The sequence below is a fragment of the Novipirellula caenicola genome, from assembly GCF_039545035.1.
In the GTDB taxonomy this organism is placed as follows: Bacteria; Planctomycetota; Planctomycetia; order Pirellulales; family Pirellulaceae; genus Novipirellula; species Novipirellula caenicola.
On the sequence record NZ_BAABRO010000001.1, the window covers coordinates 138,359 to 162,797 of the forward strand.

Annotated in this window: 25 protein-coding genes; 5 read left to right on the top strand and 20 right to left on the bottom strand. The window is 54.2% G+C overall.

Annotated elements, in window-relative coordinates:
• Nucleotides 1–218: 218 nt before the first annotated feature.
• Nucleotides 219–671, bottom strand: coding sequence for a hypothetical protein (locus ABEA92_RS00495; RefSeq protein ID WP_345681738.1), 453 nt, complete (start codon nucleotides 669–671; stop codon nucleotides 219–221).
• A gap of 179 nt (nucleotides 672–850) precedes the next feature.
• Here ABEA92_RS00495 and ABEA92_RS00500 point away from each other — a divergent pair, with 179 nt between their 5' ends.
• Entirely contained in the window at nucleotides 851–1,675 is an 825-nt protein-coding gene (locus tag ABEA92_RS00500) for a PhzF family phenazine biosynthesis protein (protein ID WP_345681739.1), read from the top strand.
• Nucleotides 1,672–2,154, top strand: coding sequence for a GNAT family N-acetyltransferase (locus tag ABEA92_RS00505; protein WP_345681740.1), 483 nt, complete (start codon nucleotides 1,672–1,674; stop codon nucleotides 2,152–2,154). The genes ABEA92_RS00500 and ABEA92_RS00505 overlap by 4 nt, the downstream gene beginning before the upstream one ends.
• Nucleotides 2,155–2,173: 19 nt before the next feature.
• Here the strand turns inward: ABEA92_RS00505 and ABEA92_RS00510 are convergent, their stop codons facing one another.
• From ABEA92_RS00510 to ABEA92_RS00520, 3 genes are all read right to left on the bottom strand, one after another.
• Nucleotides 2,174–3,184 carry an endonuclease/exonuclease/phosphatase family protein gene (locus tag ABEA92_RS00510; protein ID WP_345681741.1) on the bottom strand — a complete coding sequence of 337 codons (1,011 nt, stop codon included), beginning with the start codon at nucleotides 3,182–3,184 and terminating at the stop codon, nucleotides 2,174–2,176.
• A gap of 88 nt (nucleotides 3,185–3,272) precedes the next feature.
• On the bottom strand, nucleotides 3,273–3,503 hold the full coding sequence (locus ABEA92_RS00515; protein WP_345681742.1) for a hypothetical protein: 231 nt from the start codon (nucleotides 3,501–3,503) through the stop codon (nucleotides 3,273–3,275).
• 3 nt (nucleotides 3,504–3,506) lie between these two features.
• On the bottom strand, nucleotides 3,507–3,797 hold the full coding sequence (locus ABEA92_RS00520; protein WP_345681743.1) for a hypothetical protein: 291 nt from the start codon (nucleotides 3,795–3,797) through the stop codon (nucleotides 3,507–3,509).
• Nucleotides 3,798–4,016: 219 nt separating this feature from the next.
• Between ABEA92_RS00520 and ABEA92_RS00525 the strand changes: the two genes are divergently transcribed.
• On the top strand, nucleotides 4,017–4,466 hold the full coding sequence (locus tag ABEA92_RS00525) for a GNAT family N-acetyltransferase (RefSeq protein ID WP_345681745.1): 450 nt from the start codon (nucleotides 4,017–4,019) through the stop codon (nucleotides 4,464–4,466).
• Between the two features lie 11 nt (nucleotides 4,467–4,477).
• On the opposite strand, the gene phaC is transcribed toward ABEA92_RS00525, so the two are convergent.
• The 13 genes from phaC to ABEA92_RS00590 form a co-directional block, all read right to left on the bottom strand.
• On the bottom strand, nucleotides 4,478–5,566 hold the full coding sequence (gene phaC, locus ABEA92_RS00530) for a class III poly(R)-hydroxyalkanoic acid synthase subunit PhaC (RefSeq protein ID WP_345681746.1): 1,089 nt from the start codon (nucleotides 5,564–5,566) through the stop codon (nucleotides 4,478–4,480).
• 73 nt (nucleotides 5,567–5,639) lie between these two features.
• Nucleotides 5,640–6,434, bottom strand: coding sequence for a beta-ketoacyl-ACP reductase (locus tag ABEA92_RS00535; RefSeq protein WP_345681747.1), 795 nt, complete (start codon nucleotides 6,432–6,434; stop codon nucleotides 5,640–5,642).
• An 84-nt stretch (nucleotides 6,435–6,518) separates the two neighbouring features.
• On the bottom strand, nucleotides 6,519–6,980 hold the full coding sequence (locus ABEA92_RS00540) for a hypothetical protein (protein ID WP_345681748.1): 462 nt from the start codon (nucleotides 6,978–6,980) through the stop codon (nucleotides 6,519–6,521).
• A 50-nt stretch (nucleotides 6,981–7,030) separates the two neighbouring features.
• Entirely contained in the window at nucleotides 7,031–8,212 is a 1,182-nt protein-coding gene (locus tag ABEA92_RS00545) for a thiolase family protein (RefSeq protein WP_345681749.1), read from the bottom strand.
• Nucleotides 8,194–8,631, bottom strand: a complete 438-nt coding sequence (locus ABEA92_RS00550) for a hypothetical protein (protein WP_345681750.1) — start codon at nucleotides 8,629–8,631, stop codon at nucleotides 8,194–8,196. The genes ABEA92_RS00545 and ABEA92_RS00550 overlap by 19 nt, the downstream gene beginning before the upstream one ends.
• A gap of 115 nt (nucleotides 8,632–8,746) precedes the next feature.
• A complete protein-coding gene (locus ABEA92_RS00555) occupies nucleotides 8,747–9,043 on the bottom strand; it encodes a hypothetical protein (protein ID WP_345681751.1) in 297 nt (98 codons plus the stop codon).
• Between the two features lie 35 nt (nucleotides 9,044–9,078).
• Nucleotides 9,079–9,531 (bottom strand): OB-fold domain-containing protein, encoded by a 453-nt coding sequence (locus tag ABEA92_RS00560; RefSeq protein WP_345681752.1) that lies wholly within the window; start codon nucleotides 9,529–9,531, stop codon nucleotides 9,079–9,081.
• A gap of 67 nt (nucleotides 9,532–9,598) precedes the next feature.
• Entirely contained in the window at nucleotides 9,599–10,753 is a 1,155-nt protein-coding gene (locus ABEA92_RS00565) for a thiolase C-terminal domain-containing protein (RefSeq protein WP_345681753.1), read from the bottom strand.
• A 568-nt stretch (nucleotides 10,754–11,321) separates the two neighbouring features.
• On the bottom strand, nucleotides 11,322–11,531 hold the full coding sequence (locus ABEA92_RS00570; RefSeq protein ID WP_345681754.1) for a hypothetical protein: 210 nt from the start codon (nucleotides 11,529–11,531) through the stop codon (nucleotides 11,322–11,324).
• Between the two features lie 154 nt (nucleotides 11,532–11,685).
• The gene (locus ABEA92_RS00575) at nucleotides 11,686–12,306 is read right to left on the bottom strand and encodes a CDP-alcohol phosphatidyltransferase family protein (protein ID WP_345681755.1); all 621 of its coding nucleotides are present in this window, start codon (nucleotides 12,304–12,306) and stop codon (nucleotides 11,686–11,688) included.
• Nucleotides 12,303–13,238 carry a phosphatidate cytidylyltransferase gene (locus tag ABEA92_RS00580; protein WP_345681756.1) on the bottom strand — a complete coding sequence of 312 codons (936 nt, stop codon included), beginning with the start codon at nucleotides 13,236–13,238 and terminating at the stop codon, nucleotides 12,303–12,305. Before ABEA92_RS00580 ends, ABEA92_RS00575 begins: the two co-directional genes overlap by 4 nt.
• A gap of 20 nt (nucleotides 13,239–13,258) precedes the next feature.
• Complete coding sequence (locus ABEA92_RS00585; RefSeq protein WP_345681757.1) at nucleotides 13,259–13,972, bottom strand: TVP38/TMEM64 family protein; 714 nt, start codon at nucleotides 13,970–13,972, stop codon at nucleotides 13,259–13,261.
• A 12-nt stretch (nucleotides 13,973–13,984) separates the two neighbouring features.
• The gene (locus tag ABEA92_RS00590; protein WP_345681758.1) at nucleotides 13,985–14,425 is read right to left on the bottom strand and encodes a TraR/DksA family transcriptional regulator; all 441 of its coding nucleotides are present in this window, start codon (nucleotides 14,423–14,425) and stop codon (nucleotides 13,985–13,987) included.
• A gap of 371 nt (nucleotides 14,426–14,796) precedes the next feature.
• Between ABEA92_RS00590 and ABEA92_RS00595 the strand changes: the two genes are divergently transcribed.
• Nucleotides 14,797–15,621: a metallophosphoesterase family protein gene (locus tag ABEA92_RS00595; protein WP_345681759.1), complete on the top strand. Its 825-nt coding sequence runs from the start codon at nucleotides 14,797–14,799 to the stop codon at nucleotides 15,619–15,621.
• A 2,297-nt stretch (nucleotides 15,622–17,918) separates the two neighbouring features.
• A complete protein-coding gene (gene glgP, locus ABEA92_RS00600) occupies nucleotides 17,919–20,471 on the top strand; it encodes an alpha-glucan family phosphorylase (RefSeq protein ID WP_345681760.1) in 2,553 nt (850 codons plus the stop codon).
• A gap of 253 nt (nucleotides 20,472–20,724) precedes the next feature.
• Here glgP and ABEA92_RS00605 read toward each other — a convergent pair whose 3' ends face one another.
• From ABEA92_RS00605 to ABEA92_RS00615, 3 genes are all read right to left on the bottom strand, one after another.
• Nucleotides 20,725–21,564 carry a hypothetical protein gene (locus ABEA92_RS00605; protein ID WP_345681762.1) on the bottom strand — a complete coding sequence of 280 codons (840 nt, stop codon included), beginning with the start codon at nucleotides 21,562–21,564 and terminating at the stop codon, nucleotides 20,725–20,727.
• A 330-nt stretch (nucleotides 21,565–21,894) separates the two neighbouring features.
• Nucleotides 21,895–22,368 (bottom strand): hypothetical protein, encoded by a 474-nt coding sequence (locus tag ABEA92_RS00610; protein ID WP_345681763.1) that lies wholly within the window; start codon nucleotides 22,366–22,368, stop codon nucleotides 21,895–21,897.
• A gap of 336 nt (nucleotides 22,369–22,704) precedes the next feature.
• The gene (locus ABEA92_RS00615) at nucleotides 22,705–24,252 is read right to left on the bottom strand and encodes a sulfatase family protein (RefSeq protein ID WP_345681764.1); all 1,548 of its coding nucleotides are present in this window, start codon (nucleotides 24,250–24,252) and stop codon (nucleotides 22,705–22,707) included.
• Between the last annotated feature and the right edge of the window lie 187 nt (nucleotides 24,253–24,439).

Consider the following 24,439-nt stretch of genomic DNA (forward strand, 5'->3'; position numbering starts at 1 on the left):
GGCACGAGCCGCCCCGTCAATTTCGAACGTTTTATTGGTTGCAACCGGGCGGCGCCCCCGCGCCTCACCGCTACCCGACGCGGGCGGCCCTCGCCTTGCAAAGACCATTTACCATTCGATGAAATCAACAATCTGGCGACGAGTCCCGCAATCATCAATGCTACTATCACCTCAGGTTGTGCGAGCGTGCACAGCCTGATGATCGTGCTCGCACGGTCTTAGCGACGTGTGCTCTCAGCCGACGGCGTTGCTTCGTCGCTGGTATCGCCATCTTCGCGTAGACTTTGATGGCATCGCACACAACTGACGGTCAAATGGTTGTAGGCGATCGTGACACCATCGACGTTTTTCCGTTTCGATTGTTTGATCAATTCATCCGTGACGAATTCAAATGTGTTGACGTGTTTGCGATACTCTTTGTTACGACTCCGCACGAATCCTTCCATCGTATTAAGAATTCGCATTTTTTGGGCATTCGCTTGGATCGTATCAAAATCCTGCATCGCTAGACCACGCAAGATGGCGGTTGAGTATTCCAATTTCTTTTCCATCCAAAAATCAAGCGGTTTCTCTTCAGATTCAACAATCTCCGTGGCCGTGCTGGATGGCTCTTGTGCGAATGAAACCGGCAGCAATACTAAACTGGCAATGACCCCAAATAGTGTCTTCATAATCTGTCTTTCGATGGTTGCGAAACGAAGTGAGGAACGATTCACTTGCAACAGGGCAAACCGAGTGCCGCGATCAAAAGAATTATCGGTCGCTTCATGACGACGCCACTGCATCCACACGAATCACACACCACGCGGCGTCACCATCCACTTAACAAACCCTTTGCGTGAATTTCATTATGCCTGCACCACCCTCCGTCCCACTTTGGCAAGTCGACGCGTTTACCGAGCGTCCTTTTCATGGCAATCCTGCCGCAGTTTGCCTCCTCGACACCGCCGCGAATCCTGAATGGATGCAGCACGTCGCGGCCGAGATGAATCTTGCAGAGACCGCATTCGTTACTCGCACTCGCATCAAAAACACTTTTGATTTGCGTTGGTTCACCCCCACCACCGAAGTCGATCTGTGTGGCCATGCCACCTTGGCCGCCGCTCACGTTTTGATTGAACAAGGACAAGTCGACGAGTGCGTCCCCATCCGTTTCCAAACACGTAGCGGAGAGCTGAAGTGTCAACCGAAGGAAGGAAAAATCGCACTCGATTTCCCATCGACTCCCGCCAACGAATCACTCGATGCGACGGAGACACATGCATGCCAGTCCGTATTTGGCATCACCGCAATTTTTGCAGCACGCACGAAATTCGATATTCTGTTGGTCGTGGAGGCTCCACAAACCGTGCGTGAGCTGAAGCCAAATTTCGTCTCGATGGCGGACATTGAAACTCGGGGAATCATCGTGACCGCGTGTGCGGATGAAGAGGGGGTCGATTTTGTCTCGCGATTTTTCGCCCCACGCTGCGGAATCAACGAGGATCCGGTAACCGGATCGGCGCACTGCTGTTTGGCTCCCTATTGGTCAGCCCGGTTAGGACGGAATCCACTGATCGGATACCAAGCTTCCTCACGAGGCGGCATGGTCCACGCCGAAATCAAGGGCGACCGCGTCCAACTCAGTGGCAACGCTGTGACCGTGATGGAAGGCAAATTGTGGACCACCCCATGAATTCTGTGGCGCAAATCCATTTAAGGCACTATGATCCTTCGGACGCTCCGGCGCTCCTAGCCCTGTTTTGCGACACGGTGCGGCGCGTCAATTTTCGTGACTACACCCACAAGCAAATCGAGGCTTGGGCACCGGCCGACATGCCGATTGACCCTTGGGCAACCCGATTTGAAGGCAAAATTGCCTATGTGGCTGAGCGAGGGCAATCCATTGCGGGTTTCGCCGACATGACATCAAGCGGGTATTTGGATCGCTTGTTTGTTTCGGCGGACTTCCAGCGACAAGGCGTCGCCAGGAAATTGCTGCGAGCGATGTTGCAGCGTGCCGCCGACCTGCAACTTTCCGAAGTGACAACTGAAGCCAGCATTACTGCAAAGCCATTTTTTCTTGCCGAGTCGTTTGTCGTGGTCCAAAAGCAAACAGTGACTTGCCGTGGCGTCGAATTTACGAATTTCTTAATGCGACGCAGCATCAGCTAAGTCCGTCAAGGTCAACAACTCAGTGAAAGTCAACGATCACGGGACGATGGTCTGAACCAATATCCGGACCGACAAAATGACGGGCGACCTCGATTTCCGCCCCCACCAATACGTGATCGATCATTAGCCCCGGCAGCGGTAACGAGCTCGGATTCCAAGTGCTGTGTAGTCCCTGTCCATTTGATGAGTTTCGCAAACCGGATTGTTTTCTCAATCGCCGAAACCAATACGACCACGGCGTGCAGTTCAAATCGCCTGCCACCAAGGTTCGCTGGCCGCCCTGTTGTTTCACGTGCTCGGCGATAGCGTCAAACGTCCGGTTCCGATCCTGCCAGTTGGAGGGTCGCATCGGAGGCAACGGATGTGTCGCGATAAGCTGTATCGGATCGCCATCGGGCAACGCGAGATCCATCACCACCGAAGGTAATTGCGTCTCCAGCGAGAACGAGACCACATCGCATTTTGACCAGCGATGTTTGCTAAAGACCGACATGCCGAAATTGTCTTCGCGAGGCAGCAATCGGCGAAACGGATAGCTGTCGCGAAGTCCAAGCTCCAACGCACGCGTCCACTCCGCGTCCGTCTCTTGTAGCACAACCAAGTCCGGGTCGGTCTCTGCGATCACTCGCAGCACGGCGGCATGGTTCGTGTTCCGCGTCAACACGTTTGCCGTCATCAACCGGTAAGTCGTGCCGGTAACGGGATCTGTCGGCCAATAAAACGGTAACAAACTAATCAGCAAACCGCCGCCGATCACAAGCAGGATTCCGCCGACGCGATGCCGCCTAAGCAGCACCAACCCAATCCCCGCTCCCAACAAACCCATTGTCGCTTGCACACGCAGATGGCTGGCCAAGTCCAGCAAATAATGCCATCTACCAAACATTCCGGCGGTCATCGCGGCAATCGCGACCAGTGACGACGTGATCAGGAAAAGTTCAATGCACCGTTTTAACGCAAGTACAGAAACATGCACTGGACCGCGGCGATGTTCCGGTGGGCCCGATTGCTGGGCATCATCGTTAGTCATGCAGATCAAGTTGCGGGATCGAGTTGCGGGCAGAGTTGACGGTGGTGTCGATGACAAGAAAGTTGTCGCGTATAAATACACTCATCCATCATGGCTGCCGCGACGTGGCTGCCGGATTCTCATCGTCCTTCTTCGTTTCGGAGACTTGCCGACGGTAGCCGACAAGGTAAAACTCGCTATCTTTGGGAGCTTTGAATTCTTTTGGAAAATCGGTGCCCGATAGATCATAACAAACGCGCATCGCGTCCGCGTTTTTGATCTCGTAGATCGCCAAGATCGTCTTGTCTTTGTTGGGTCCCTCCATGCTGTTGATCGTCATTCGCTAGGGGGTCGTCGTCGGATCGAGCGTGAACATGCCGATGTCAGAGTGATCTTCTCCTTCGACAGCGACCTCGTACTTATTCTTGTTGATCTTCAACGTGATTGCCTTGAGCGCCGGAGGCGGAATCAGAACGCCACTGAGCATCGCTCCCTTGGGCTTCCAAATCCCGTCGAACGTAAACTTACTCTCGTCAGAAACGGCACCCGCATCGCTCTCATTTTGAGGTGGGTCCGCAAAGGCAGCGTGAACCGCCCCTAGGCAAAGCAGCGCAACGAGGAAGCAAAATCGCATCGGGACACCGTCGGTTGAAATGCAAAAAGGGCAGCAAAACAAGAATAATTTTATCGACGGACAGCAGGCCGATTACGGCTTCTTAAGCCGAATTGATAAAGCCTGGACCGCGGATAAGATTAGTATAGACGCCGAGAATCGTCACGGGTGTGTCGAATTGCATTTGTTCTGACAACGATACGGCAACCGTTGAAATTCATTTCCACTTAAAGAGGCCTTATGCAAATCCGACCGGCTCATATCGATGATCAAATCGACCTGGAACGCATCTATTGCGACTCGATTTCGTCGGCCGCCTGGTTGCCCGATTCCGTCCGCCGCAGCGTCATTTCCTTTGCGGCGGATTCTGAGGGTGAAATCGTTCACGTTGCGAGTGACGCCGGGAACAAGGTGCAGGGTTTCATCTCGGTGTGGCAGCCCGAGTCGTTTATCCATCACTTGTACGTCGCCCCTTCGTTTCAGCAGCAGGGTGTGGGAACGATGCTGCTACAGTCGCTTGCCACATGGTTACCACGTCCATGGCGGCTGAAGTGCACTCAAGCGAACGAAGCGGCGTTCGCGTTTTACAAGAAGCGTGGATGGAACGTCATCGAACCGGGGCAGAGCGATCATGGCCCCTACTGGCTGATGCAATGCGAATCGATCCCGATCGCAATCCAACGCAGATAAATTGCTACCGACTAGCGATTGGTCGATCGGTCGGCGATCCACATTGCGACGTTGGGCCAAAGTTGACGATGCGACCGCGACCCCACCGCCAACCCAATGTGCCCTGCGTCAATCGACATTGCCTGTACGTCTTTGGAACGGACGTATTTTTCAATCGCCAACGTAGAAGCAGCCGGGACGAGATCGTCGCGGTCGGCAACCAGCATGAGCAGCGGACAAGTGATCTCGCTGAGCCGAACCAATTTGCCATTCAGACGGAATTCGCCTTTGATCAGCTCGTTGCGTTGATACAGTTTCTTCACAAACTCGCGGAACGTTTCTCCAGCAATTGGGATGTTGTCGTTCGCCCAATGTTCCATCGCGAAGTAGTTTTCGAGAAAATCCTCGTCGTCTAACTTTTCATAAAAACTTTGATACTTTGCCACAAAGTTTTGGATCGGATCACGTAATTGAAACGTCGACTGCAAAAACGATCCGGGGCAATTTCCAAACGCATCGATCAGACCGTCGACATCAAAGTGCTCTTCACGAGTCCATAGATTCAGCAGTCCACCATTGTCGTCAAAGTCGATGGGAGCCGCCATCAAGATCAAATTACGTACCTGGGATTGGTACAATGCCGTGAACATCGTGGACATTGTGCCTCCCATACAGTAACCCAGCAGATTGACTTGAGGCGAGTCCGCGTCTTCGCAAACAAAGTCGACGACGTTCTTTAAAAAACCGCAGACATAGTCCTTCAACCTCAAAGAACGATCGGCCGCCGTGGGGATTCCCCAATCGATCAAATAGACTTCAAAACCTCGCTTCAGCAATTGACGAACGACGCTCCGTCGGGATTCCAAATCCAGAATATAGGGCCGATTGACCAGTGCGTAGCAAATCAAGATCGGCTCGGCCAAATCGACCGAATCGTTGCGAAAACGCAACAGTTGAAGTGCGTCTTCCTCGTACACCACGTCATGCGGCGAATGTGCGATCTGCACGTTGCCGGCGATCTTAGGCACCTTGGCCATGTTCAGCATTCGCTCTTGCATCCGAAACGTTTCTTGCCAAGCCATTTTTTGGTAGTCAAAGAACACATCCAAAAGAGGTGTCATGTTCACGGTTCCAGTGTGAGTGTCGAAGGTTGAAAGAAGCGGCGACCCGAAGCGGCGTTAGCGTTGCATTGGCCTACATTTTGATCCCGCCGTTAATGTCCAGCACATGGCCGGTGATAAATCCCGCGGCGGGTGAGGACAAGAAAGCGACGCCAGCGGCAATCTCGCTCGGGTCGCCCAAACGCCCCATCGGCGTTTGATTGATCACGGCTTGCAACGCGCTGTCGGGAATCCCCTGCATCATCCGAGTTTTGATGAACCCGGGAGCAATCGCGTTCACGGTAACCCCTTTGCGAGCGTATTCGCGAGCCAACGTCTTGGTTAATCCCAATACCCCGGCCTTTGCCGCGGCGTAATTGGCCTGTCCAAAATTTCCGACTTCTCCGACCACACTACTGATGTTGACGATCCGTCCCCAACCACGATCGGCCATGTCGTCGACGAATTGCTTCGCCATGTGGAAGACCCCCGTCAAGTTCACCGCCAACACATCGTCCCACATTTCGATCGACATTTTTTTGAACGAGCGATCGCGGGCAATGCCCGCATTGTTGATCAAAATATCGACTTGTCCGAGATCCTCCATCACATGAGGCCGCAATTCGTGAACGGTTTCACGGTCCCCGATATCATGGGCATAACAACCACTCAGCCGCCCCATGTCACGTATCTGAGCACAGACGTCCTCTGCAAACTTGCAACCCGTGTAATAGGTTAGCGCAACGTCCGCCCCTTGTGCGGCCAATGTCAAAGCAATCGCTTTGCCGATCCCACGTGACCCACCGGTGACCAGTGCCTTTTTGCCTTGCAGTGATAAACAGGGCTGTTCAAACGGTTCGTAGGTGACTTGTTGTAGCTCCGCCGACATCGAGTGGTTCCTATCGTGTTTCAGAAAGACTTTGTTGTGAACCGGGCCCTAAAGTGAAACGCCCGGATTGCCGCCGTTTGCGATTTAGTTTGCAGGTTTGTCGTCCGATGGCCCCTTTTGGCTCGCTTCGACAGCCGCCTCGAGTCCTTCCAAGCGATCTTGGATTTCCCCCAGTCGGGCCAGAATCATCTCATCCATTCCTCGAACCCGTTCAAACAAACCGCTGATATCGCTGGCGGTCGGAATGTTGGCGTTTCGCGTGAACTCCTTTTGCAGATCATTGACCTTCATTTTGGTTTCAATGATCGCATCCATATTTTGTTTCATCGCGTTCAAAAAGAACGGGCTGCGAAGGTAGGCGTCGATACTTTGGCTGGTCGCCTGCATCCATCGCCGTTGCCAAAGTCTCGGATCGGAGTGCCCATCGTCGCTTTGCATCATGCGCCGCGTCGTTTCATTGGCCTGTTCGAGAAATTGATTCCACATCTCGACGTAAGGTTGAACAAACGGATTGGTGGCAGCGTTTGGTCCGGGTTGGCTAGACATATTCGCGGTCTCGTGTTGATTCTGGTTGATTAAATGAGGGCCAAAGCGACTTATTCGATGCGTTCGACGGCCATCGCGACCGCTTCACCGCCGCCGATACACAGGCAAGCGATTCCACGTTTTCCGCCGGTGCGGGACAATCCGGTCAACAGCGTCACCATAATTCGTGCGCCGGTGGCGCCGATCGGATGCCCCAGTGCGACCGCTCCGCCGTAAATGTTCAATTTCGCATCGGGAACGTTTAGGTCACGTGCCGCGGCCATTGCGACATTGGCAAACGCTTCGTTGATTTCGAACAGATCGACGTCGTCAATTGCCCAACCGATCTTGTCGATCAGTTTATTGATCGCGCCGATCGGTGCGATGGTGAACCACTCGGGTTCTCGACTAAACGTGACCGAACCTACGATGCGAGCGATGGGTCGAAGCCGCAGGCTTGCACAATGCGAATCCGAGACCACCAACAACGCGGCCGCGCCATCGTTCACACTTGATGCGTTTCCGGCCGTCACCGTGCCCTGTTCACTAAACGCAGGTCGCAATCCTCGCAGTTTGTCTTCGTTGAACCGTGTCGGTTCCTCGTCATCGCTGATCTCTTTTGTTCCTTTACGCTGGGCAACGCTAACCGGAACCACTTCCTCGTCAAAAACTCCTTCGCTGGTGGCTTGGCGTGCCCGTTGATAGCTGCGGATTGCATACGCGTCCTGCGATTCCCTACTGAATTGGTACTCTGCAGCACATTGATCCCCGTAGGACCCCATATGAGCTTGTCCATACACGTCCCACAGCCCGTCTTGAATCATCGAGTCGATCAATTTGCCATGACCGATCCGGTACCCTTGGCGTGCTTGCGTCAACAAGTAGGGTGCCAGGCTCATGCTTTCGGTTCCGCCAGCGATGACGACGTGGGAATCCCCAAGCCGAATCGCCTGCTCGGCAAGCATGACCGCTTTCAGCGACGATCCGCAAACCTTATTGATCGTGGTGGCCCCGACCGACGCCGGCACGTCCGCGTAAATCGAGCACTGCCGGGCCGGATTTTGTCCGATTCCGCCACTGACGACATTTCCCATGATCACTTCGTCAAGCTCATCCGCAGCCACGCCAGTTCGCTGCAGCAATGCACGGATACAGGTCGCCCCCAATTCGGTCGCAGGGACCGTCGAAAGCACGCCGCCGAGCGCACCGATAGGAGTCCGGACTGCCGCGACGATTAGGGCTTCGTTTGGCATACTTGAATCCATTTGTTCATCGCTTCCTGAAACTGTTGCATTTGGGATTCGGATGTCTCTTTCATCAAATCCAATGCATTGCGACAGAGCGACTCGCAACGTTCACGAAGCTGCTCGGGGTTCTCTGACTCCGCGACACGAAACGCCTCCTCGAGCGATTTGATGCCGGCGCGGTATTGTTGATCGAGCATTTCACGGTGGCGTTGCATCAAGTCCGTGACGGTGCTGGCCCATTCTTGTTGCACGCGATGCGTATTGTTGCTCCAAGTGGCATCAGCACCTGGGAAGCCCGCTGACCACATCTTGGCGTATTGGCCATAGGTCTCTTGTTGCATCTGCAGAGCCGACTGCATCGCCTTGCGAAAGCTGTCAAAAGCCTGCTCGAATAATTTACTGGTGGGTTCGCTTGCAGTTGCCATAAAGGCTCCTCGTTCGGGATTCAAATCAAAGGGTCTAGAAATTGACGGTTTGCCATACGTTGCCACCGACAAATGTTGAGGGAAAGCGGCATTGAGATGGTGTACAGGTCCCGATCTAGTCGGTCTGAGGCATCTCTTCATCATCTTCGTCTTCGTCGTTGGCTTGGTACCATTCGTCCCAGCACCGCACCCAATGATCCTCGGGGAATCGTCCGGTAGGCATCGCCGGCGGAGGGGCGGCTTTGCCATTGCTCGCAGCCATGGCGGCGTCCAAGTCAACGATCGAAGGTGGTGAGTGATCGTAGGGGACAATTCGTCCGAGCACGTAACCGGTCTCGTCACAGACCTCGATCGGCAGACGAGTGGAAACCAGAATCGACGATTGGTTTTGATCGAGAGATAATGCAGCCATCTTTTAGAAACTCCCTAAAATGGATTGGACACGATTTATGATGCGAGTTCCCGCTGTTCAACAACGGGTGAAAAAATCAACGCGTTACCGGCATGATCCACCGACGCAGTGGCGGGAACGAATTTGACTCGCAACCCGACGTGAAGATCACCTCGAGGCGGAACAATCTTGCCGGTCACCAATGCCCCGTTGGACAGTTGGATCAACGCCAACACCCACTGGACGTCTTGGCACTCCACGTTGCCGCCGTTCGCGTTGTTACCGCTCGACTTGGCCGAACTGCGTGTTTTGCACGAACGGATCGTGGTGTACGAGTAGACTTCGCCAAACTGCGACACCGCGTCGACGGAGTCGTGTTCACAGCGAGAACAGGTTTGTTCATGTTCATCCGCCAAGCGACCGCAGTGACGACAGAAACCAATGCTTCGATCGACCACCGGAGGACGCTTTGCCGTCGTCGGATGTAGATCGAGATAAAGGGTGTTCATGACACGCATCCCATGTAATTAAAAATCAGCCGGCAGCCATGCCGTAACACACGACTTCATCCGTGGTTCAAGTCGATCGTTGCAAAATGTGCGTGACGACCGTCGCCCCGCTGCCACCAATACTTTGAGTCATCGCAATCGACGGATTGCGAACTTGATTGGGCCCCGCCTGGCCGCGTAATTGCAAAGCCGCTTCCACGACTTGATAGGCGCCACTTGCACCGACGGGATGGCCGCGTGCTTTTAAACCTCCGAACGTGCCCACCGGCAATCCACCTTTGCGGTCGATCCCACGCTCGCGTGCGAATTGAGGTGCCGTTCCTCGTGCGGTAAAACCACTCGATTCGAGACTGAGCGCGGCGATGATCGTGAACGCGTCATGCAGCTCTAATAGATCAATGTCGTCGTGACAGACCCCGGCTTGATCCATCGCCGCTCTTGTCGAATCCTCGGCCGCTTGCAACCACAATGGGTCTTTTCGCTGCTGGACGCTGAGCGTGTCGGTCGCACTTGCGCTGCCAATCACGTTGACCACGTTGTCTCGTTTTTTGGCGAATTCCTCACTGCAAATCACGACGGCAGCCGCACCATCACCAATCGGGCTAGCGTCATACAATCCGATCGGGTCAGCAACCATGGGCGACGTCAAATATTGCTCTTTCGAACACTCGCTGCGTAAGCGTGCGTTGGGGTTGAACACGGCGTTTTGGTGAGCGACTTCGGCGAAGACCGAAAAATCCATTCGCATCGCGTTGTATTCGTACAAGTAACGCTGCATCAGTAGTGCATTGAGCGTGATGAAGCTGGCGTCATTGGTGACTTCGCGTTCGAAGTCCGCGGCAGCAGCCAAAGCACGCGTTAGTGTTTCACGTGCGATCCCGGTCATCTTTTCGACGCCCACGGCAAGCACCACCTCATGGGTCCCCGATGCGACCGCCATCACGGCTTGGCGAACCACCGCCCCTCCACTGCCGCAGGCGGCATTGACCGTCAAACACTCGACCCCGTCGTTGGAAAGCTCAGACGCAATGAGTGGTCCGAGGTGAGATTGCCCGGTCACTTCGCTCGACAACATGTTGCCAACGTAGATCGCGTCGACATGATCCACGTCGGCATCGGACAATGCCGCGCGGCAGGCGTTTCGAGCCAGCGATTGAATCGATTGATTCTCATGCTTGGCCACCGGTGTCTGACCAACACCGATAATTGAAACATTACGCATGACTCAGTTCCCATCCCTGTGCTTGCAAGTTCAGTCGTTGACTTGATCACCGACTGTGATGTTACTCAACACAAAAAAGTTTTCGTCACGCACTGCGTCAAGCAGCGTCGTGTTCGGATTGAAATCTAGCGGGGGGATTAGAGTTGCAAATGGGGGATTCCCTGAAACACCAATGGGCGAATCGCATCACTGTTCCGTTGTACCCGTGTGCAACACACGCCGGCTTAACGCAAGCGACACACAAACCATTGAACGTTCTTTGCAATGCGATCAAGGAACATTTGCGAATGCATTCGCCGCACGAGAATCGTTACACGTGCATGCACCGGTTTCATTCAGATGTTTTGCGCATCAGGGATCATTGATCCTTAATGCCAAAACAAATTGGCAGCGCTGCGACAAAACGTTAACGGGGAACTCGGCAACATCAAAGCCGACCCTAGGGAACTCGCCAACGCCATCTTGACGACGACCCATTTGATATCTTTCGAACCCGATGCTTAGACAGGTGAGACAATCCACACACCGCACTAGCAGATTCTTTATCGAGCACACCAAGACACGCAAATTAGTGGTCTCGTGACGCTCCCTTAATGTCTTTGCTGTGGATCGATGATTGCCACACGCGAAGCGAATCCACCACATTTCGAGCCTTGAATTGAGTCAATCTTGCCAAGCGAATTCGAAGACGCTGCCCTGCTTGGACGGTTTGGGTTGACGCGGTGTCCTCAGAGTTGCCGAGCTTCATTCGGCAATAAAAATTGATTGCTAAGCTCATCGGCACGACTGCAACACGAAGCCATGTTCGCACATTCCCGCACGGCAAGTGATGCGATTGCGAAGTCGCGGCTACTGGACACTAATGTTTAACGGCAAATCACGTCAACAAGATTCACGTTTACGAGAGTATTCCACTCGAGAGGCGGCGTCGTTTAGGGTGTGAGGCGATGGCGTTGCCTTCGCGCCTGCCGGAATGATCGGATATCCGATTCGGGCTGTTTTAATGTCGCCGTGATCAGCATCGCTTCGATGTTTGTCAGCGTCACACCAAGCATTGCGATGCGTAGCGGCCAAGTCGACCACTGCAGAAACACTGCGATCACTCCGACAATCATCAGCAACCAGCATGTTTTTGCTGCGCGGGTATGGTAGCTAGGGAATCGCTTGAACTTGAGCAAACTGAAACCACATGACCCCGCATAGCTAAGCACCGCCAAACCAATCCACCCCGCTTCCTGAAGCAGCAAGTCGCTGCGCAGATAGACAAGCGATAGCAGCAAACACGCGTACAGCGTGACATCAGCAATGGTGTCAATTTTCGGGCCAATCGAAGATCGTTGGTCGAGCAAGATCGCTAGTTTGCCATCCACCCAGTCGGTTGCGGCAAGGAAGAGAAACATCCCAACCACCCAGTGTGGCAATCCTGCAACGGCAACTCCGACCATCACCCATGAACCGATAAATCGAATAACGCAAAGGGCATTGGGAAGCGTCGCCCATCGATCGGGCGGCCGTGGCACCGAAACGGCCTTGGAACTTGCAGTCGGACTCATCGATTCACCCATTGAAAATAGTAGTAGAAGAGCGGTGCTGTGAACGTCAAGCTGTCAATTCTGTCGAGAATTCCGCCCTGTCCCGGCAAAAGGGTTCCGCTGTCCTTAACGCCAATCTCCCGTTTCACCGCCGACATGTTCAAATCGCCAAGCTGCCCGGCGATCGACAGCAGCATTCCGGCGGCAATGCATTGCAGTGGTGTCAGCGCGGTCAACCACGCGCCCAGCAACATCGCGATGAGCGAGGTGATGACCATGCCACCTAAAAAGCCCTCCCAAGTCTTCTTTGGGGAGACGGGGGTTAATTTCCGACGTCCCAATCGACGCCCAACAATGGCCTGGGCAATGTCGTTGATTTCGGTGATGGCAATCACAAATAGAAACAACCCCGCAGGCCCTGACTCGGGATTGCTCGACGGGGGCAATGTCACCAACAATGCAATGTGCCCAACCGCATACGTTGTCACCATCACGATAAAGGCGACCCGCCCGACATGCCGAAGATACGCATCGACATGTCCCGAGACAATCAACACAAACGCGGGAACGGCGATGGACAGCAGTGGCACTGCAATCACAAAGAACGATACCCATTGCCACGCCACCGCAGCGTAGCTGACCAAGATCAATCCATACGTCGCAAGCGTCACCGAACGCGGGATCGCCGGCTGTAACGGCAGGGCGACAAATTCACGCAATGCCAGAACACTAAGGCCCCCCGCCACTGTGACCATCGCAAGCGGCCCTAAAACCGCGGACACGATCACGACAAGGGAAACGATCCACCAGCTTTTCAAACTACCAAGACGCGACTGTGCGACCTCGGGTGATTGTCCATGCATCGTCGCCATACGGATGCATGTCCCCACCAACAGAGCCGAAACTGCGATCATCGCAGCAAATTGCACGTTCGGAGGGACAGAAATGGACATAGCGTGAAGAACCCAGAGATTTACAAGCGTTGAGAGAGTGAGTCTTCGTCCAATTCTTGATGACCATGCGGAAACCGTCGCAGTGCCCACCGCGTCCCGATCGGTAGCAGCGCAAAGAGCGAAAGTAGGCCGAGCAGTTTCAAATCCACGATACTCCATACACCTTGCTGGGCCATCGTCCGTAAGGTGGGCAATTGGGAACCGGCGAGCACAAACACGATCGTGCCTGGCAACATTCCTACCCACGTTGTCCAAGCGAACGTGGTGACCGGTACTGCGGTCGCCCCCGATGCGTAATTGACCAACGAATAAGGAGCATGGACAAGCCGAAGCGAAAGCAGGTAACTGCCTCCGTTTCGCGAGATCGCTCGGTCGATCGCCTCGATAATCTTTGACAACTTTGCCTCTACCACGCTTCTCAACAGATAACGAACGATTAAGAAATTAATCACGGCTGCGATCGTCAACGCCGTGCTAGAAATGACCAATCCAATCCAAAACCCAAACAACCAACCATAGACAATTGATTTACCAGGCGTTCCTGGTACTAAGGACAGCGCCAGATAGATGGCAAACCCGGATATTGGCGACCAAATGGGATGTTGCTGGACATAGCTGCGTAACGCGTCCTCTCGTTCAAAGATCGGATCCAACGACAATTTGTCGCCGAAACCAAGCCATCCGATCACCACGATCAGCAACAAAACCACGACGAGCCAACGACGCCAATGCATCAACCGCAACCTCTATCGACGAGACGACGTGGAACGCGAGCGGCGTTGGTTCGCCCCTTTGGCGGCCCCGGTAGCGTTATTGGACAATCGAATCGCATTTTCCAACGACTCTTCGGCTTCTTGGCACTGCACGCACTTGTCAGCAAAGGGGACATTCCGCAACCGATCAAACGGGATGTTTTTCGAACAATCAACGCACCGTCCGTACGCTCCCTCATCCACTCGCAGCAGCGCCGCTTGAATCGCCGCTAACTCTTCGCTTTCAGCTTCGGCCAACGTGGAGTTGACGGTCGCGTAATCCAATTCCACTGCGGCATCGGCGAGATCACCGGCGACGGCATCGTCCGAGTTGTGAAGCTGCGAGAGTTCGCCATCGAGCAATTGCAACAATTCAGTACGTCGCTGCACTAATTTCTTGGCCAACGATTTGATTTGGTCTTCGCGTTTCATCATCCTTCCTCCGTCATGGAACGGCCGGCTTCGGACACGGTTAATCAATTCCCCTTGTCGATGCCGACCTATTGGAAAGCCCAATCAAGGGCAACATTCATGCCATTTGCCATCAAAATCTTGCGGTTCAATCCGAAACCGGGCATCGAGGGCGTTGGACGAGCGACGACGGTGCCGCTGCCCCAAACGTGTCCGTGACCGCAGCGTCGTTATTAATGCATTTTACCCCCATTTTGACTGCGAACGTTGGTATGCGTTGTGCACGAAGGTCAAATTCAGACGGATCAAGCTTGATAAACACGAAGTGACCGCCGAGGCGTCACCGTTCCGCAAACAAGGCATCCAAAGACTCATTCCAACCCTGAATGCGTGCCATGAAGATTTTGCACATTTCCGACCTCCATTTTGGGCCGCCCTACCTGCCACGTGTGGGGCAGGCAATGATTGATTTAGCGCCAAAATTAAACCCTGACGCCATCGTCGTCAGCGGTGATTTGACTCAACGCGCCAAACGCGAGCAGTTTGTCGCCGCTCGCGAATTCCTGGACCAACTTCCGAAGTGTCCGATGTTGGTGATTCCCGGGAACCACGATGTGCCGTTGTACCGCGTCAAAGAGCGACTCACGGATCCCTTGGGGTTGTATCGTGAAATCATCACGGACGACCTCGCACCGGTATTAAAGATGGACGAAGCGATTATCGTAGGGCTCGATTCGACTTCGCCCCGGCGAGCAATTTCCAATGGCCGGATTGTCCCGTCCCAGCTCGAGCATTCCGGCCAAGTCTTTCGCTCCGCCTCGCCGGAGCTTTGCAAGATCCTGGTAGCCCATCATCATTTCGCTCCGGCACCGGACAACCTTCGCGACAATGCGATGCCCAAGGCAAAGCGAGCGATCAACCAGTTTGTCGATCAAGGGGTGGAAATGATCTTAGGCGGCCACCTGCACCGCGCCTACATCGGCAACTCACTCGACTTCTATTCGGGAAACCATCGCGACCGCGGGATTGTGATTGTCCAGTGCGGCACGACGACATCGCGACGCGGCCGAGGGCGTGAACGCGAGAAGAACTCGTTCAACTTGATTGAGATCGCGTCGGAGACACTTACGATCACCCATCATATGTTCTTCGACGAGCAAGGTGATTTCGCCGCACTGAGCCGTCATCAATTCCCGCGGCACGGCCGCGTGTTCAAATAACTGCCGCTAGAGACGAGCGGAAAAGCAGAAGAAGTTAAGACGATGCCAGCTTAAAAAATAGGAGCAGTTGAACGTCCAACCATGAAAGGCTGAAACCGGTTGACTTCTTGGTTACCTTCGACCGCTCCGGTTCAGTCGCCCACCCACTACGGCCACACCGCTGCGTCTGCGTCCTTAAGAAACAGAAGTCCGCCTCTCCGCTTATTTTTGTCGCACCAATCTTTCTGTCTATCCAACTGCAGAGTCATCGTAGGTCGAGTGTCGCAGGAAGCCAGCTACTTCGCTCCGCAACTCCTCCGTCGACACCTCTCAGAAATCGGATTCGTGAGTCGACGATTGCTCGGTCTGGTCACGTAGTAGATTAACGACAGAAAAATTAGTGCGACAGAAAGATTAGAATCACCCAGCCTGCAACGCGAAATTTTTCTGTCGCGCCAATTTTTCTGTCGACTCAACCGCAGAGTCACCGCACGTCGAGTGTCGTTGGAACTTGGCAGCTTCACTCGGAACCTTCACCATTCGTCTAATCTCAGCGACCAGGTTCACGAAACTACGATCACTCGGTCTGACCAGGCCGCAATTGACGACAGAAACATTGGTGCGACAGAAAGATTAAAAAGCCCAGCCTGCACCGCAAAACTTTTCTGTCGCACCAATTTTTCTGTCTACTCAACCGTGGAGTCCTCTCAAGTCGCGGATCGTTGGAGCTTGGCAGCTTCACTCGGAACCTTCCCCACTCGTTTATTCTCAGCGTCCGGGTTCACAATTCAACGACTACTCGGTCTGTCCAGGCCGTAATTAAAGACGGAAACTATGGGTGCGACAGAAAGATTAAATACTTCAGCCTGCATCGCAAAATTTTTCTGTCGTACAAATCTTTCTGTCTACCCATCCGCAGAGTCATCGCAAGACGAGTGCCGTTGGAACTTGGCGGTTTTACTCAGAACCTTCTGCACTCGTCTATTCTCAGCGTCCGGGTTCACGAAACTACGATTACTCGTTCTGTCCAGGCCGCAATTGACGACAGAAACATTGGTGCGACAGAAAGATTAAAAAGCCCAGCCTACCTCGCGAAATTTTTCTGTCGCACCAATCTTTCTGTCGACTCAACCGCAGAGTCACCGCAGGTCGAGTGTCGTTGGAGCTTGGCAGCTTCACTCAGAACCTTCTGCACTCGTTGATTCTTAGCGTCCGGGTTCACGTAACATCGATCACTCGGTCTGACCAGGCCGTAATTAACAATAGAAATATTGCTGCGACAGAAAGATTAAAAAGCCCAGCCTGCATCGCAAAATTTTTCTGTCGCACCAATCTTTCTGTCTACCCATCCGCAGAGTCATCGCAAGTCGAGTGCCGTTGGAACTTGGCAGTTTTACTCGGCACCTTCCCCACTCGTCTATTCTCAGCGACCAGGTTCACGATCCAACGACTACTTGCTCTGACCAGGTCGCAATTGACGACAGAAACATTGGTGGGACAGAAAGATTAAAAAGCCCAGCCTGCATCGCGTAATTTTTCTGTCGCACCAATTTTTCTGTCTACCCAACCGCAGAGTCATCGCAAGTCGCGGATCGTTGGAACTTGGCAGCTTCACTCGGCACCTTACCCACTCGTTTATTCTCAGCGTCCGGGTTCACAAATCAACGACTACTCGGTCTGTCCAGGCCGTAATTAAAGACGGAAATATGGGTGCGACAAAAAGATTAAAAACGCCCAGCCTGCATCACGAAAAGTTTCTGTCGCACCAATGTTTCTGTCTACTCATCCGCAGAGTCATCGTAGGTTGCGCGTCGCGGAGAGTCAGACGGTTCACGACCGAACTTCCCCAGTCGAGAAACCTTAACTTCCAGATACACAATGCCACCACTCACCGGGGCAGTGCACTCGTTCGGGGCCAGTGGCCTGAGGCCGTCTTGCCAAAAGTCTTGGCGACTTTCGCTACGGCGTGCTGTGATGCTCGAGTGTGCAAATACGGGCGATGGCGGTGTGCGATTGTCGCCTTGATTTCGGAATTCGGTCGATGCGAACGTGTGCAGTTGGCGGATAACGTCGTTTTTGCGATCACAATTTGTCACAATCGTTTGGCACCGATATTGCTTCGCTTGGCGGCGATCGATCTTGGGAATCGAATTCCGCAATCTCCAAAACGTTCTCTCGACACGATGACCACGGGAGGATCGAATGGCCGCGACGGTGTCCAATAGGGTGCATGGTATCGGCCTGCAAATCCATGTCATGGGTAGCAATGTTACGACAAGACCCGCTGAACAAGATCGTATGCAATTGGCGGACACACGATGAGTGACAATCCGCGACATGTGCACCCGATCTATGACCTGTTTCCCATCGAGATCGACGGCTTCGAATCCTTAGCCGAACTCGCTTTAGACCTTCGGTCATCTTGGAACCATGCGACCGACGAGGTTTGGCGTCGCTTGGACGCGGAATTGTGGGAGATCACTCAAAACCCGTGGGTCGTGCTGCAAACGGTTTCGCGTCAACGGATCGAACACGTCCTGGGCGACGCGGCGTTTCGGGCGAAGGTCGATCGGTTGGTCGAGATGCGCCGACAAACGGCGGAGCAACCTGCGTGGTTCCAGCAAACTCATTCGGAATCACCACCGCTGACGTGCGCCGCCTACTTTAGCATGGAATTCATGCTCAGCGAGGCGTTGCCGATCTATTCGGGCGGCCTTGGAAACGTCGCGGGCGACCAACTCAAAGCGGCCAGCGATCTTGGTGTGCCGGTCGTTGGCGTGGGGCTGCTGTATCAACAGGGCTATTTCCGCCAATCCATCGACAACGCGGGACACCAGCAAGCGTTGTACCCCTACAACGATCCCGGCCAGCTGCCGATCCGGCCGTTACGGGACGCCGACGGTGAATGGCTGCGTCTAAAGATCGAACTGCCCGGTTATGCAGTTTGGCTGCGTGCGTGGCAGGTTCGAGTCGGACGCGTGAAACTGTATCTGTTGGACAGTAATGATGCCGCGAACTTCCCGGCGCATCGCGGCATCACAAGCGAGTTGTATGGCGGCGGTCACGAACTGCGTTTGCGACAAGAGCTGATCCTGGGGATTGGGGGTTGGCGGTTGCTTGCCGAGCTCGGGATCACTCCCGAAGTTTGCCACTTGAACGAAGGGCACGCTGCGTTTGCGGTTCTGGAACGAGCTCTTCAGTTTATGGACGCATCGGGGCAACCGTTTGAAGTCGCGTTGGCGGTCACGCGTGCAGGAAACTTGTTCACCACGCACACGGCGGTGGCGGCAGGTTTCGATCGTTTTGCACCTGCGTTGATCGAACAGCATCTGCGTCGCTATGCCGAACAGAAACTGGGGATCTCGTTGCACGACTTGATGGCACTGGGTCGGCTGAACCCAAACGATGAATCTGAACCCTTTAACATGGCGCTGTTGGCGATCCGGGGAAGCGGCAGTGTCAACGGTGTCAGTCGTTTGCACGGCCAAGTCAGTCGCCGCATCTTTGAACCGCTGTTTCCGCAGTGGCCCGCCGACGAGGTGCCGGTGGGACACGTGACCAACGGCGTTCATGTGCCAAGTTGGGATTCGGCTGCGGCGGACGACGTTTGGACACAGATGTGTGGCAAAGACCGCTGGCTAGGAACCAGCGAGACGCTGGAGTGTGACATTTGCCGTGTCTCGGACGAGAAACTATGGCAGTTTCGCGTGGATGCCACTCACCGATTGGTTGACTACGCCCGCAAACGATTGTCGCGACAATTGGCGAGTGCGGGCTCATCCTCCGAGGAAGTCGAAGCGGCCAAACATTTGTTTGATCCGAACCTGTTGACGCTTGGTTTCGCACGCCGCTTTGCCACCTACAAACGGCCGAATTTGTTGCTGCATGATCCCGATCGGCTACTGCGATTGTTATCGGATCCCGAGCGACCCGTTCAACTCGTGATCGCCGGCAAGGCACATCCTGCGGACCGGGCCGGCCAGGATCTGATTCGCCAATGGATCGATTTCATTCGGCATCCGATCGCCCGTCAACACGTGATCTTTATCAGCGACTATGACATGTTACTGGCCGAACAATTGGTGCAAGGTGCCGACGTTTGGATTAACACCCCTCGGCGGCCTTGGGAAGCAAGCGGAACCAGCGGCATGAAGGTGTTGGTCAATGGTGGCATCAATCTATCCGAGCTAGACGGTTGGTGGGCCGAGGCCTACACACCCGAAGTAGGCTGGGCGATCGGTGATGGCAACGAACATGGCGACGATCCCGCTTGGGATGCAGTCGAAGCCGCACAGCTTTACAGCGTACTTGAAAACGACGTTGTCCCTGAATTCTATCAGCGAAATGAACAAGGCATCCCCACGCAGTGGATGGCCCGCATGCGAGCGAGCATGTCGCAATTGACCCCGCAATTCTCTGCGGTTCGCACAGTGCGTGAGTACACACAGCAACACTATCTTCCCGCCGCCATCGCATACCACCACCGCGCAGCGTACAACGGTGCGGGCGGCACCAGTATTGTCAACTGGGAACATTCGCTTCGTGAGAAGTGGGCATCGCTGAAGTTCGGTGAGGTGAGATTGCAATCGAGCGAAAACGAGCACACGGTCGAAGTCGACATCTACCTCGACGGACTCGATCCGAATTTCGTTCGAGTGGAGTGGTATGCCGATCCTCTGAACGGCGAAGACGCGGTTCGTCAGGAAATGTTGCGAACCGAGCCGCGTGAGTCCGCCACAGAAAACTGGGCGACTTACCACACCTCGGTAACCGCGACGCGCCCCGCATCCGATTTCACGCCACGGATCATACCGAAGCACGCAAACGTCGCGGTACCCCTAGAGCTGGATCTGATCCGGTGGCAGCGATGAAGCGAATCCCCCCGTAGCGAAACTCGCCAACGGCTTGTTGTTTTAGTCGTACGATGGACTTCCTAGTTCGTCGAATCCACCATTGACGGACTAGGAAGTCCATCCTACACCCCGTGCCGCAGATACCTTCACTAAATCAACAAGTCGCCAAGAGTTTCGGCCAGCCACGCTCCGATGTTCATGCAGCACCGACGGCGGGAAGCGATGTTGTCGACCTTTGGTCGCGGCGCTGCTCTTTATGAAGCTGCTTTTTTTACGAAGCTTCGTTGGCGATCAATTCGTTTTGAAAGTCGGTCCAAAACGCTTTGCCATTGGCGTACTGGATCGGATCGATGCGAGATTTGAAGGCTTCAAGATAGCTTAGATAGCTGTCGGCGTAGTCGACGTACGAGTACTCGGGGTCCGCCATGGGATTGACGAAACGCGGGTCGCCCGGTTCGACTTGGTAGGCGAAGGCCCCAGATTCATCGACGTGAAAATTCGCCAGCAGCGTTGGCAATTTCATCTGCAATTCGTAGAGACCTCGTTCGCCCCAGTCCATGCCTTCGGTCGCAGCCTCGAAAGCCTGCGCCACCGGTTTCGGGGTGGTGCTGTCGGGAAACCGCAGCCCCCAAGCAGCACCGGACTGGGTAAGACCGTCGCGATTCATATCGACCTGAGCCGCCGGCGGAATCAGCAAATTCATCGCGCCTTCTTCGCTCAACGAATCGACTTGGATCGGATTGGCTAAATGATGGATGCCTTGGACCACGGCCATCTCATCTTTGGAAAGCGACGATAAATACGCTTTGGGCGCAACGTAGCCGCCATTTTCATAGGCATTTTGAATGAGTTCGCCGTACTGTTTTCCGAGTTCTCGCGGTGCCTCGGTCGTGCGGTAGCGGCCTTGCAACTCGAGCTGGAACCATCCGTCCCACGACTCCTGGATCTGCGTCGGAAGCGGTTCGTCGGATTCGAGCGGTTCCGCCGAGGCATAGCCTGCATGCCCGGCGCCAGCCAACACTTCGCTAAACACGTTTTGCAGACTGTGTTCCGCGTCCAAACGTCTTTGCTGCAACGTGCGAAAGGCGGGGGTTGTGTCCGAAATTTCCATCGTTGCAGATCCGAACGAAGACGACGACAAATAGCGTCTATGATCGGATCATACGGCTTTGACTCTTGAGCCAAATCAAGGAAATGCACCGTGATAATCCACGTTGTGTGGGATGGTGACGTTTTTACGTAGCGGAAGTCGTTAACGGCTTGTTGATTTAGTCGTACGACGGACTTCCTAGTCCGTCGAATACACCATTGACGGACTAGGAAGTCCATCATACACCCGTTGCCGCAGGAAACTCCATTAAATCAACAAGCCGTTGACGAGTTCCACTACGAAATCATGTTCCAGCGTGCGCCGAAATGGCTACCAAACTCAGCAAGCTCCTTAGCCGAGGTGAGCATCGAGCCCTTGCATCTGATAGCGGAAATCGAACTGCAAATCGGGATGCAGTTTCTCCATCGCCTTATCGATTTTTTTCAACTGGGTCGCGTACATATTCGCACTGACTCTGCAGCTACGAAATCGAATTTTCCGCTCAACAAATTGCCGACAAAAGTGGATGCGGATTCGCAGTTCGGTTTCTTTGTTGCCAGAGTAGCGAATGTATTTGTCCATCCAGCGTACGATCTTTCGCATCGTCTTTTTATGGATGGTATGAGCCGCAGGGAGTTGTTGATCGATCTCGTCACAGACCGCGTCCGCGTATCCAAGTTCGTCATCCGCGTGCATCAGTAGATAAGTCAACAATTCTTTGTTGTCGACTTTGTATTTTGCCAGACGAACGCATGCATCGAGCAATTCGTCGCGGTCCAGGTTCGCGAGCGATTTTTTCAGCTCATGGATCGATGCCGCCTTCATGGATTGTTTTTTTTGTTTGGGTGGGGGGAATCCGTGGCGAAAGTCGCCAAGACTTTCGGTGGCCTGGGGTGGCGGAAAGCGGATTGCGTTTGACGAAACTCTTGACAGCTTGTTGATTTGATCCAAATGCAAATCGCAACGGTGAGCCGTGGGCCGTAAGGCACCGGGTCTTGCGTGGGACCCGGCCGCTGACGCGTCGCGGCTCAGTAAATTAACAAGCCGTTGACGAGTTCCGCTACGGGAAGCCATGTCCGGACGAAACTCTTGGCGAGTTCCGCTACACAGCGAGGTTGCACACCAAAGGATGAGCGTAGAATAACGCGACTGGGGCCGGACTCATTGCCGGGCAGCGTACTCGGATTCTTCGATCCACGTCAGATCACTCCAATACCCCGTATCGTTAGATTGAGCTTCGCCAGGGGTGGTGCGGCCATTCAAAACGATATCGGTGAGCTTCTTTTGCAGCGAATCGGCGATCTCGGGATGCAGCGAAATGACGTTCGACGCTTCCGCCGGGTCTTTGGCAAGGTCGTACAACTCGTATTTGGCCTTTGCGTGCGGCAGCACCAATTTCCATGTTCCTTCGGTGACCGAGAAACGTCCCGCGACGCTGTGGTTGATCAGCGGTAGTCGTTCGTGCTTTGCATCGGGATCGACCAGCACCGAGGCAAAACTTTGGCTGTCTTCGCCGGCGTCTTCGGGAAGCTCGACATCGAGAATGTCGGCCAACGTCGCCAACACGTCCAATTGTCCCACCAATGCGTCACAGCGGCGACCGGGCTGGGCAATCCCGTTTGGCCAACGCACGAAAAACGGGACGCGATGGCCGCCTTCGTAGATATCGCGTTTGCCGCCTCGATAGATCGAACTGCTGTCGTGATCAAATTTTTCGATCCGCTGTTTCCACGACTTTTCCGGGCCATTGTCGCTGCTGTAGACAATCATGGTGTTTTGATCCAAACCCGATTGCTCGAGAAACTTCAAGATACGCCCAACGTGGTAGTCCGTTTCGATCACAAATTCGCCGTAGCCGCCTGCGTTGCCTTGCCCGTGGAATTCAGGCAGCGGGCACACCGGGTAATGCGGCGAAGTGTAGGGCAGATAAACAAAAAACGGTTTGCCTGATTTTGCATCGCTCGTCTTGCCCTCCATCCACTGAATCGCCTTGTCCGTGAACCGGGTCAAACATTGGTTGTCGATGAAATCGGGTGCCACCTCCATGCCTCTTGTGCCGACTACCTTGGCGGTTTCCTCGGGTGAATCTTGGTAGGGTGGCATGATACGATAGTCGACGTGCCGATCGTTGGGTTTCTTTGCCGTGAACATCGTCGGTGGCACCTTGGCATAACGCCCTTCGAACCATGCCAAGACACCATAGTTCAGCGACGCCGGAACGCCGTAGAAATAGTCGAATCCCTTGTCCAGCGGCATGTCTTTTACCGGTTTTGTCCAATCACGATCGCGATAACTTGAACCGGGAAAGTCCATCCCCAAATGCCACTTGCCCACCATTGCGGTGTGGTATCCGTTATCGCGGAGCAACGACGCCAACGTCATGCGGGAATCGTCAATCAAACACTTGCCTTCGGCGCCCATCACGTTTTTCTTCATTTTCGTTCGCCATGAATAGCGGCCTGTCAACAATCCATAGCGAGACGGGGTGCAAACCGAGTCCGAGCTATGGCCGTTGGTGAACGCGATCCCTTCGGCAGCAAGCCGATCTAAATTGGGGGTCTGGAACTTCGCCTCCGGGTTCAAACAGCTGGCGTCCCCAAACCCTTGGTCGTCTGTATAGATCACGATCACATTGGGTTTTTCGGCAGCGGCCAAAAGCGTTTGCGGAACAATCAACAAGGCAAATAGCAAAGGTACCAGTGACTTCATGGCAGCGTGTTTCTTTAGACAAGGGAGAAGAAATGGATCGAATCAGGTTTTGCCGGTACGACTCAGGCATTGCGGATCGAACGTCACGAAAGTCCGTGAAGCAAGAGGAATCTCGGCGACGTATCGAACAATCATTCCGACGCTGGCCTTCCGACGCGGACCTTCCGATGCTGGCCAGCGATGCCCC

Bases quoted from the DNA above. Each gene is read 5' to 3' on its own strand.
- ABEA92_RS00495 (WP_345681738.1), bottom strand. From the start codon at position 671: ATGAAGACACTATTTGGGGTCATTGCCAGTTTAGTATTGCTGCCGGTT.
- ABEA92_RS00500 (WP_345681739.1), top strand. From the start codon at position 851: ATGCCTGCACCACCCTCCGTCCCACTTTGGCAAGTCGACGCGTTTACC.
- ABEA92_RS00505 (WP_345681740.1), top strand. From the start codon at position 1,672: ATGAATTCTGTGGCGCAAATCCATTTAAGGCACTATGATCCTTCGGAC.
- ABEA92_RS00510 (WP_345681741.1), bottom strand. From the start codon at position 3,184: ATGACTAACGATGATGCCCAGCAATCGGGCCCACCGGAACATCGCCGC.
- ABEA92_RS00515 (WP_345681742.1), bottom strand. From the start codon at position 3,503: ATGACGATCAACAGCATGGAGGGACCCAACAAAGACAAGACGATCTTG.
- ABEA92_RS00520 (WP_345681743.1), bottom strand. From the start codon at position 3,797: ATGCGATTTTGCTTCCTCGTTGCGCTGCTTTGCCTAGGGGCGGTTCAC.
- ABEA92_RS00525 (WP_345681745.1), top strand. From the start codon at position 4,017: ATGCAAATCCGACCGGCTCATATCGATGATCAAATCGACCTGGAACGC.
- phaC (WP_345681746.1), bottom strand. From the start codon at position 5,566: ATGACACCTCTTTTGGATGTGTTCTTTGACTACCAAAAAATGGCTTGG.
- ABEA92_RS00535 (WP_345681747.1), bottom strand. From the start codon at position 6,434: ATGTCGGCGGAGCTACAACAAGTCACCTACGAACCGTTTGAACAGCCC.
- ABEA92_RS00540 (WP_345681748.1), bottom strand. From the start codon at position 6,980: ATGTCTAGCCAACCCGGACCAAACGCTGCCACCAATCCGTTTGTTCAA.
- ABEA92_RS00545 (WP_345681749.1), bottom strand. From the start codon at position 8,212: ATGCCAAACGAAGCCCTAATCGTCGCGGCAGTCCGGACTCCTATCGGT.
- ABEA92_RS00550 (WP_345681750.1), bottom strand. From the start codon at position 8,631: ATGGCAACTGCAAGCGAACCCACCAGTAAATTATTCGAGCAGGCTTTT.
- ABEA92_RS00555 (WP_345681751.1), bottom strand. From the start codon at position 9,043: ATGGCTGCATTATCTCTCGATCAAAACCAATCGTCGATTCTGGTTTCC.
- ABEA92_RS00560 (WP_345681752.1), bottom strand. From the start codon at position 9,531: ATGAACACCCTTTATCTCGATCTACATCCGACGACGGCAAAGCGTCCT.
- ABEA92_RS00565 (WP_345681753.1), bottom strand. From the start codon at position 10,753: ATGCGTAATGTTTCAATTATCGGTGTTGGTCAGACACCGGTGGCCAAG.
- ABEA92_RS00570 (WP_345681754.1), bottom strand. From the start codon at position 11,531: ATGAGCTTAGCAATCAATTTTTATTGCCGAATGAAGCTCGGCAACTCT.
- ABEA92_RS00575 (WP_345681755.1), bottom strand. From the start codon at position 12,306: ATGAGTCCGACTGCAAGTTCCAAGGCCGTTTCGGTGCCACGGCCGCCC.
- ABEA92_RS00580 (WP_345681756.1), bottom strand. From the start codon at position 13,238: ATGTCCATTTCTGTCCCTCCGAACGTGCAATTTGCTGCGATGATCGCA.
- ABEA92_RS00585 (WP_345681757.1), bottom strand. From the start codon at position 13,972: ATGCATTGGCGTCGTTGGCTCGTCGTGGTTTTGTTGCTGATCGTGGTG.
- ABEA92_RS00590 (WP_345681758.1), bottom strand. From the start codon at position 14,425: ATGATGAAACGCGAAGACCAAATCAAATCGTTGGCCAAGAAATTAGTG.
- ABEA92_RS00595 (WP_345681759.1), top strand. From the start codon at position 14,797: ATGAAGATTTTGCACATTTCCGACCTCCATTTTGGGCCGCCCTACCTG.
- glgP (WP_345681760.1), top strand. From the start codon at position 17,919: ATGAGTGACAATCCGCGACATGTGCACCCGATCTATGACCTGTTTCCC.
- ABEA92_RS00605 (WP_345681762.1), bottom strand. From the start codon at position 21,564: ATGGAAATTTCGGACACAACCCCCGCCTTTCGCACGTTGCAGCAAAGA.
- ABEA92_RS00610 (WP_345681763.1), bottom strand. From the start codon at position 22,368: ATGAAGGCGGCATCGATCCATGAGCTGAAAAAATCGCTCGCGAACCTG.
- ABEA92_RS00615 (WP_345681764.1), bottom strand. From the start codon at position 24,252: ATGAAGTCACTGGTACCTTTGCTATTTGCCTTGTTGATTGTTCCGCAA.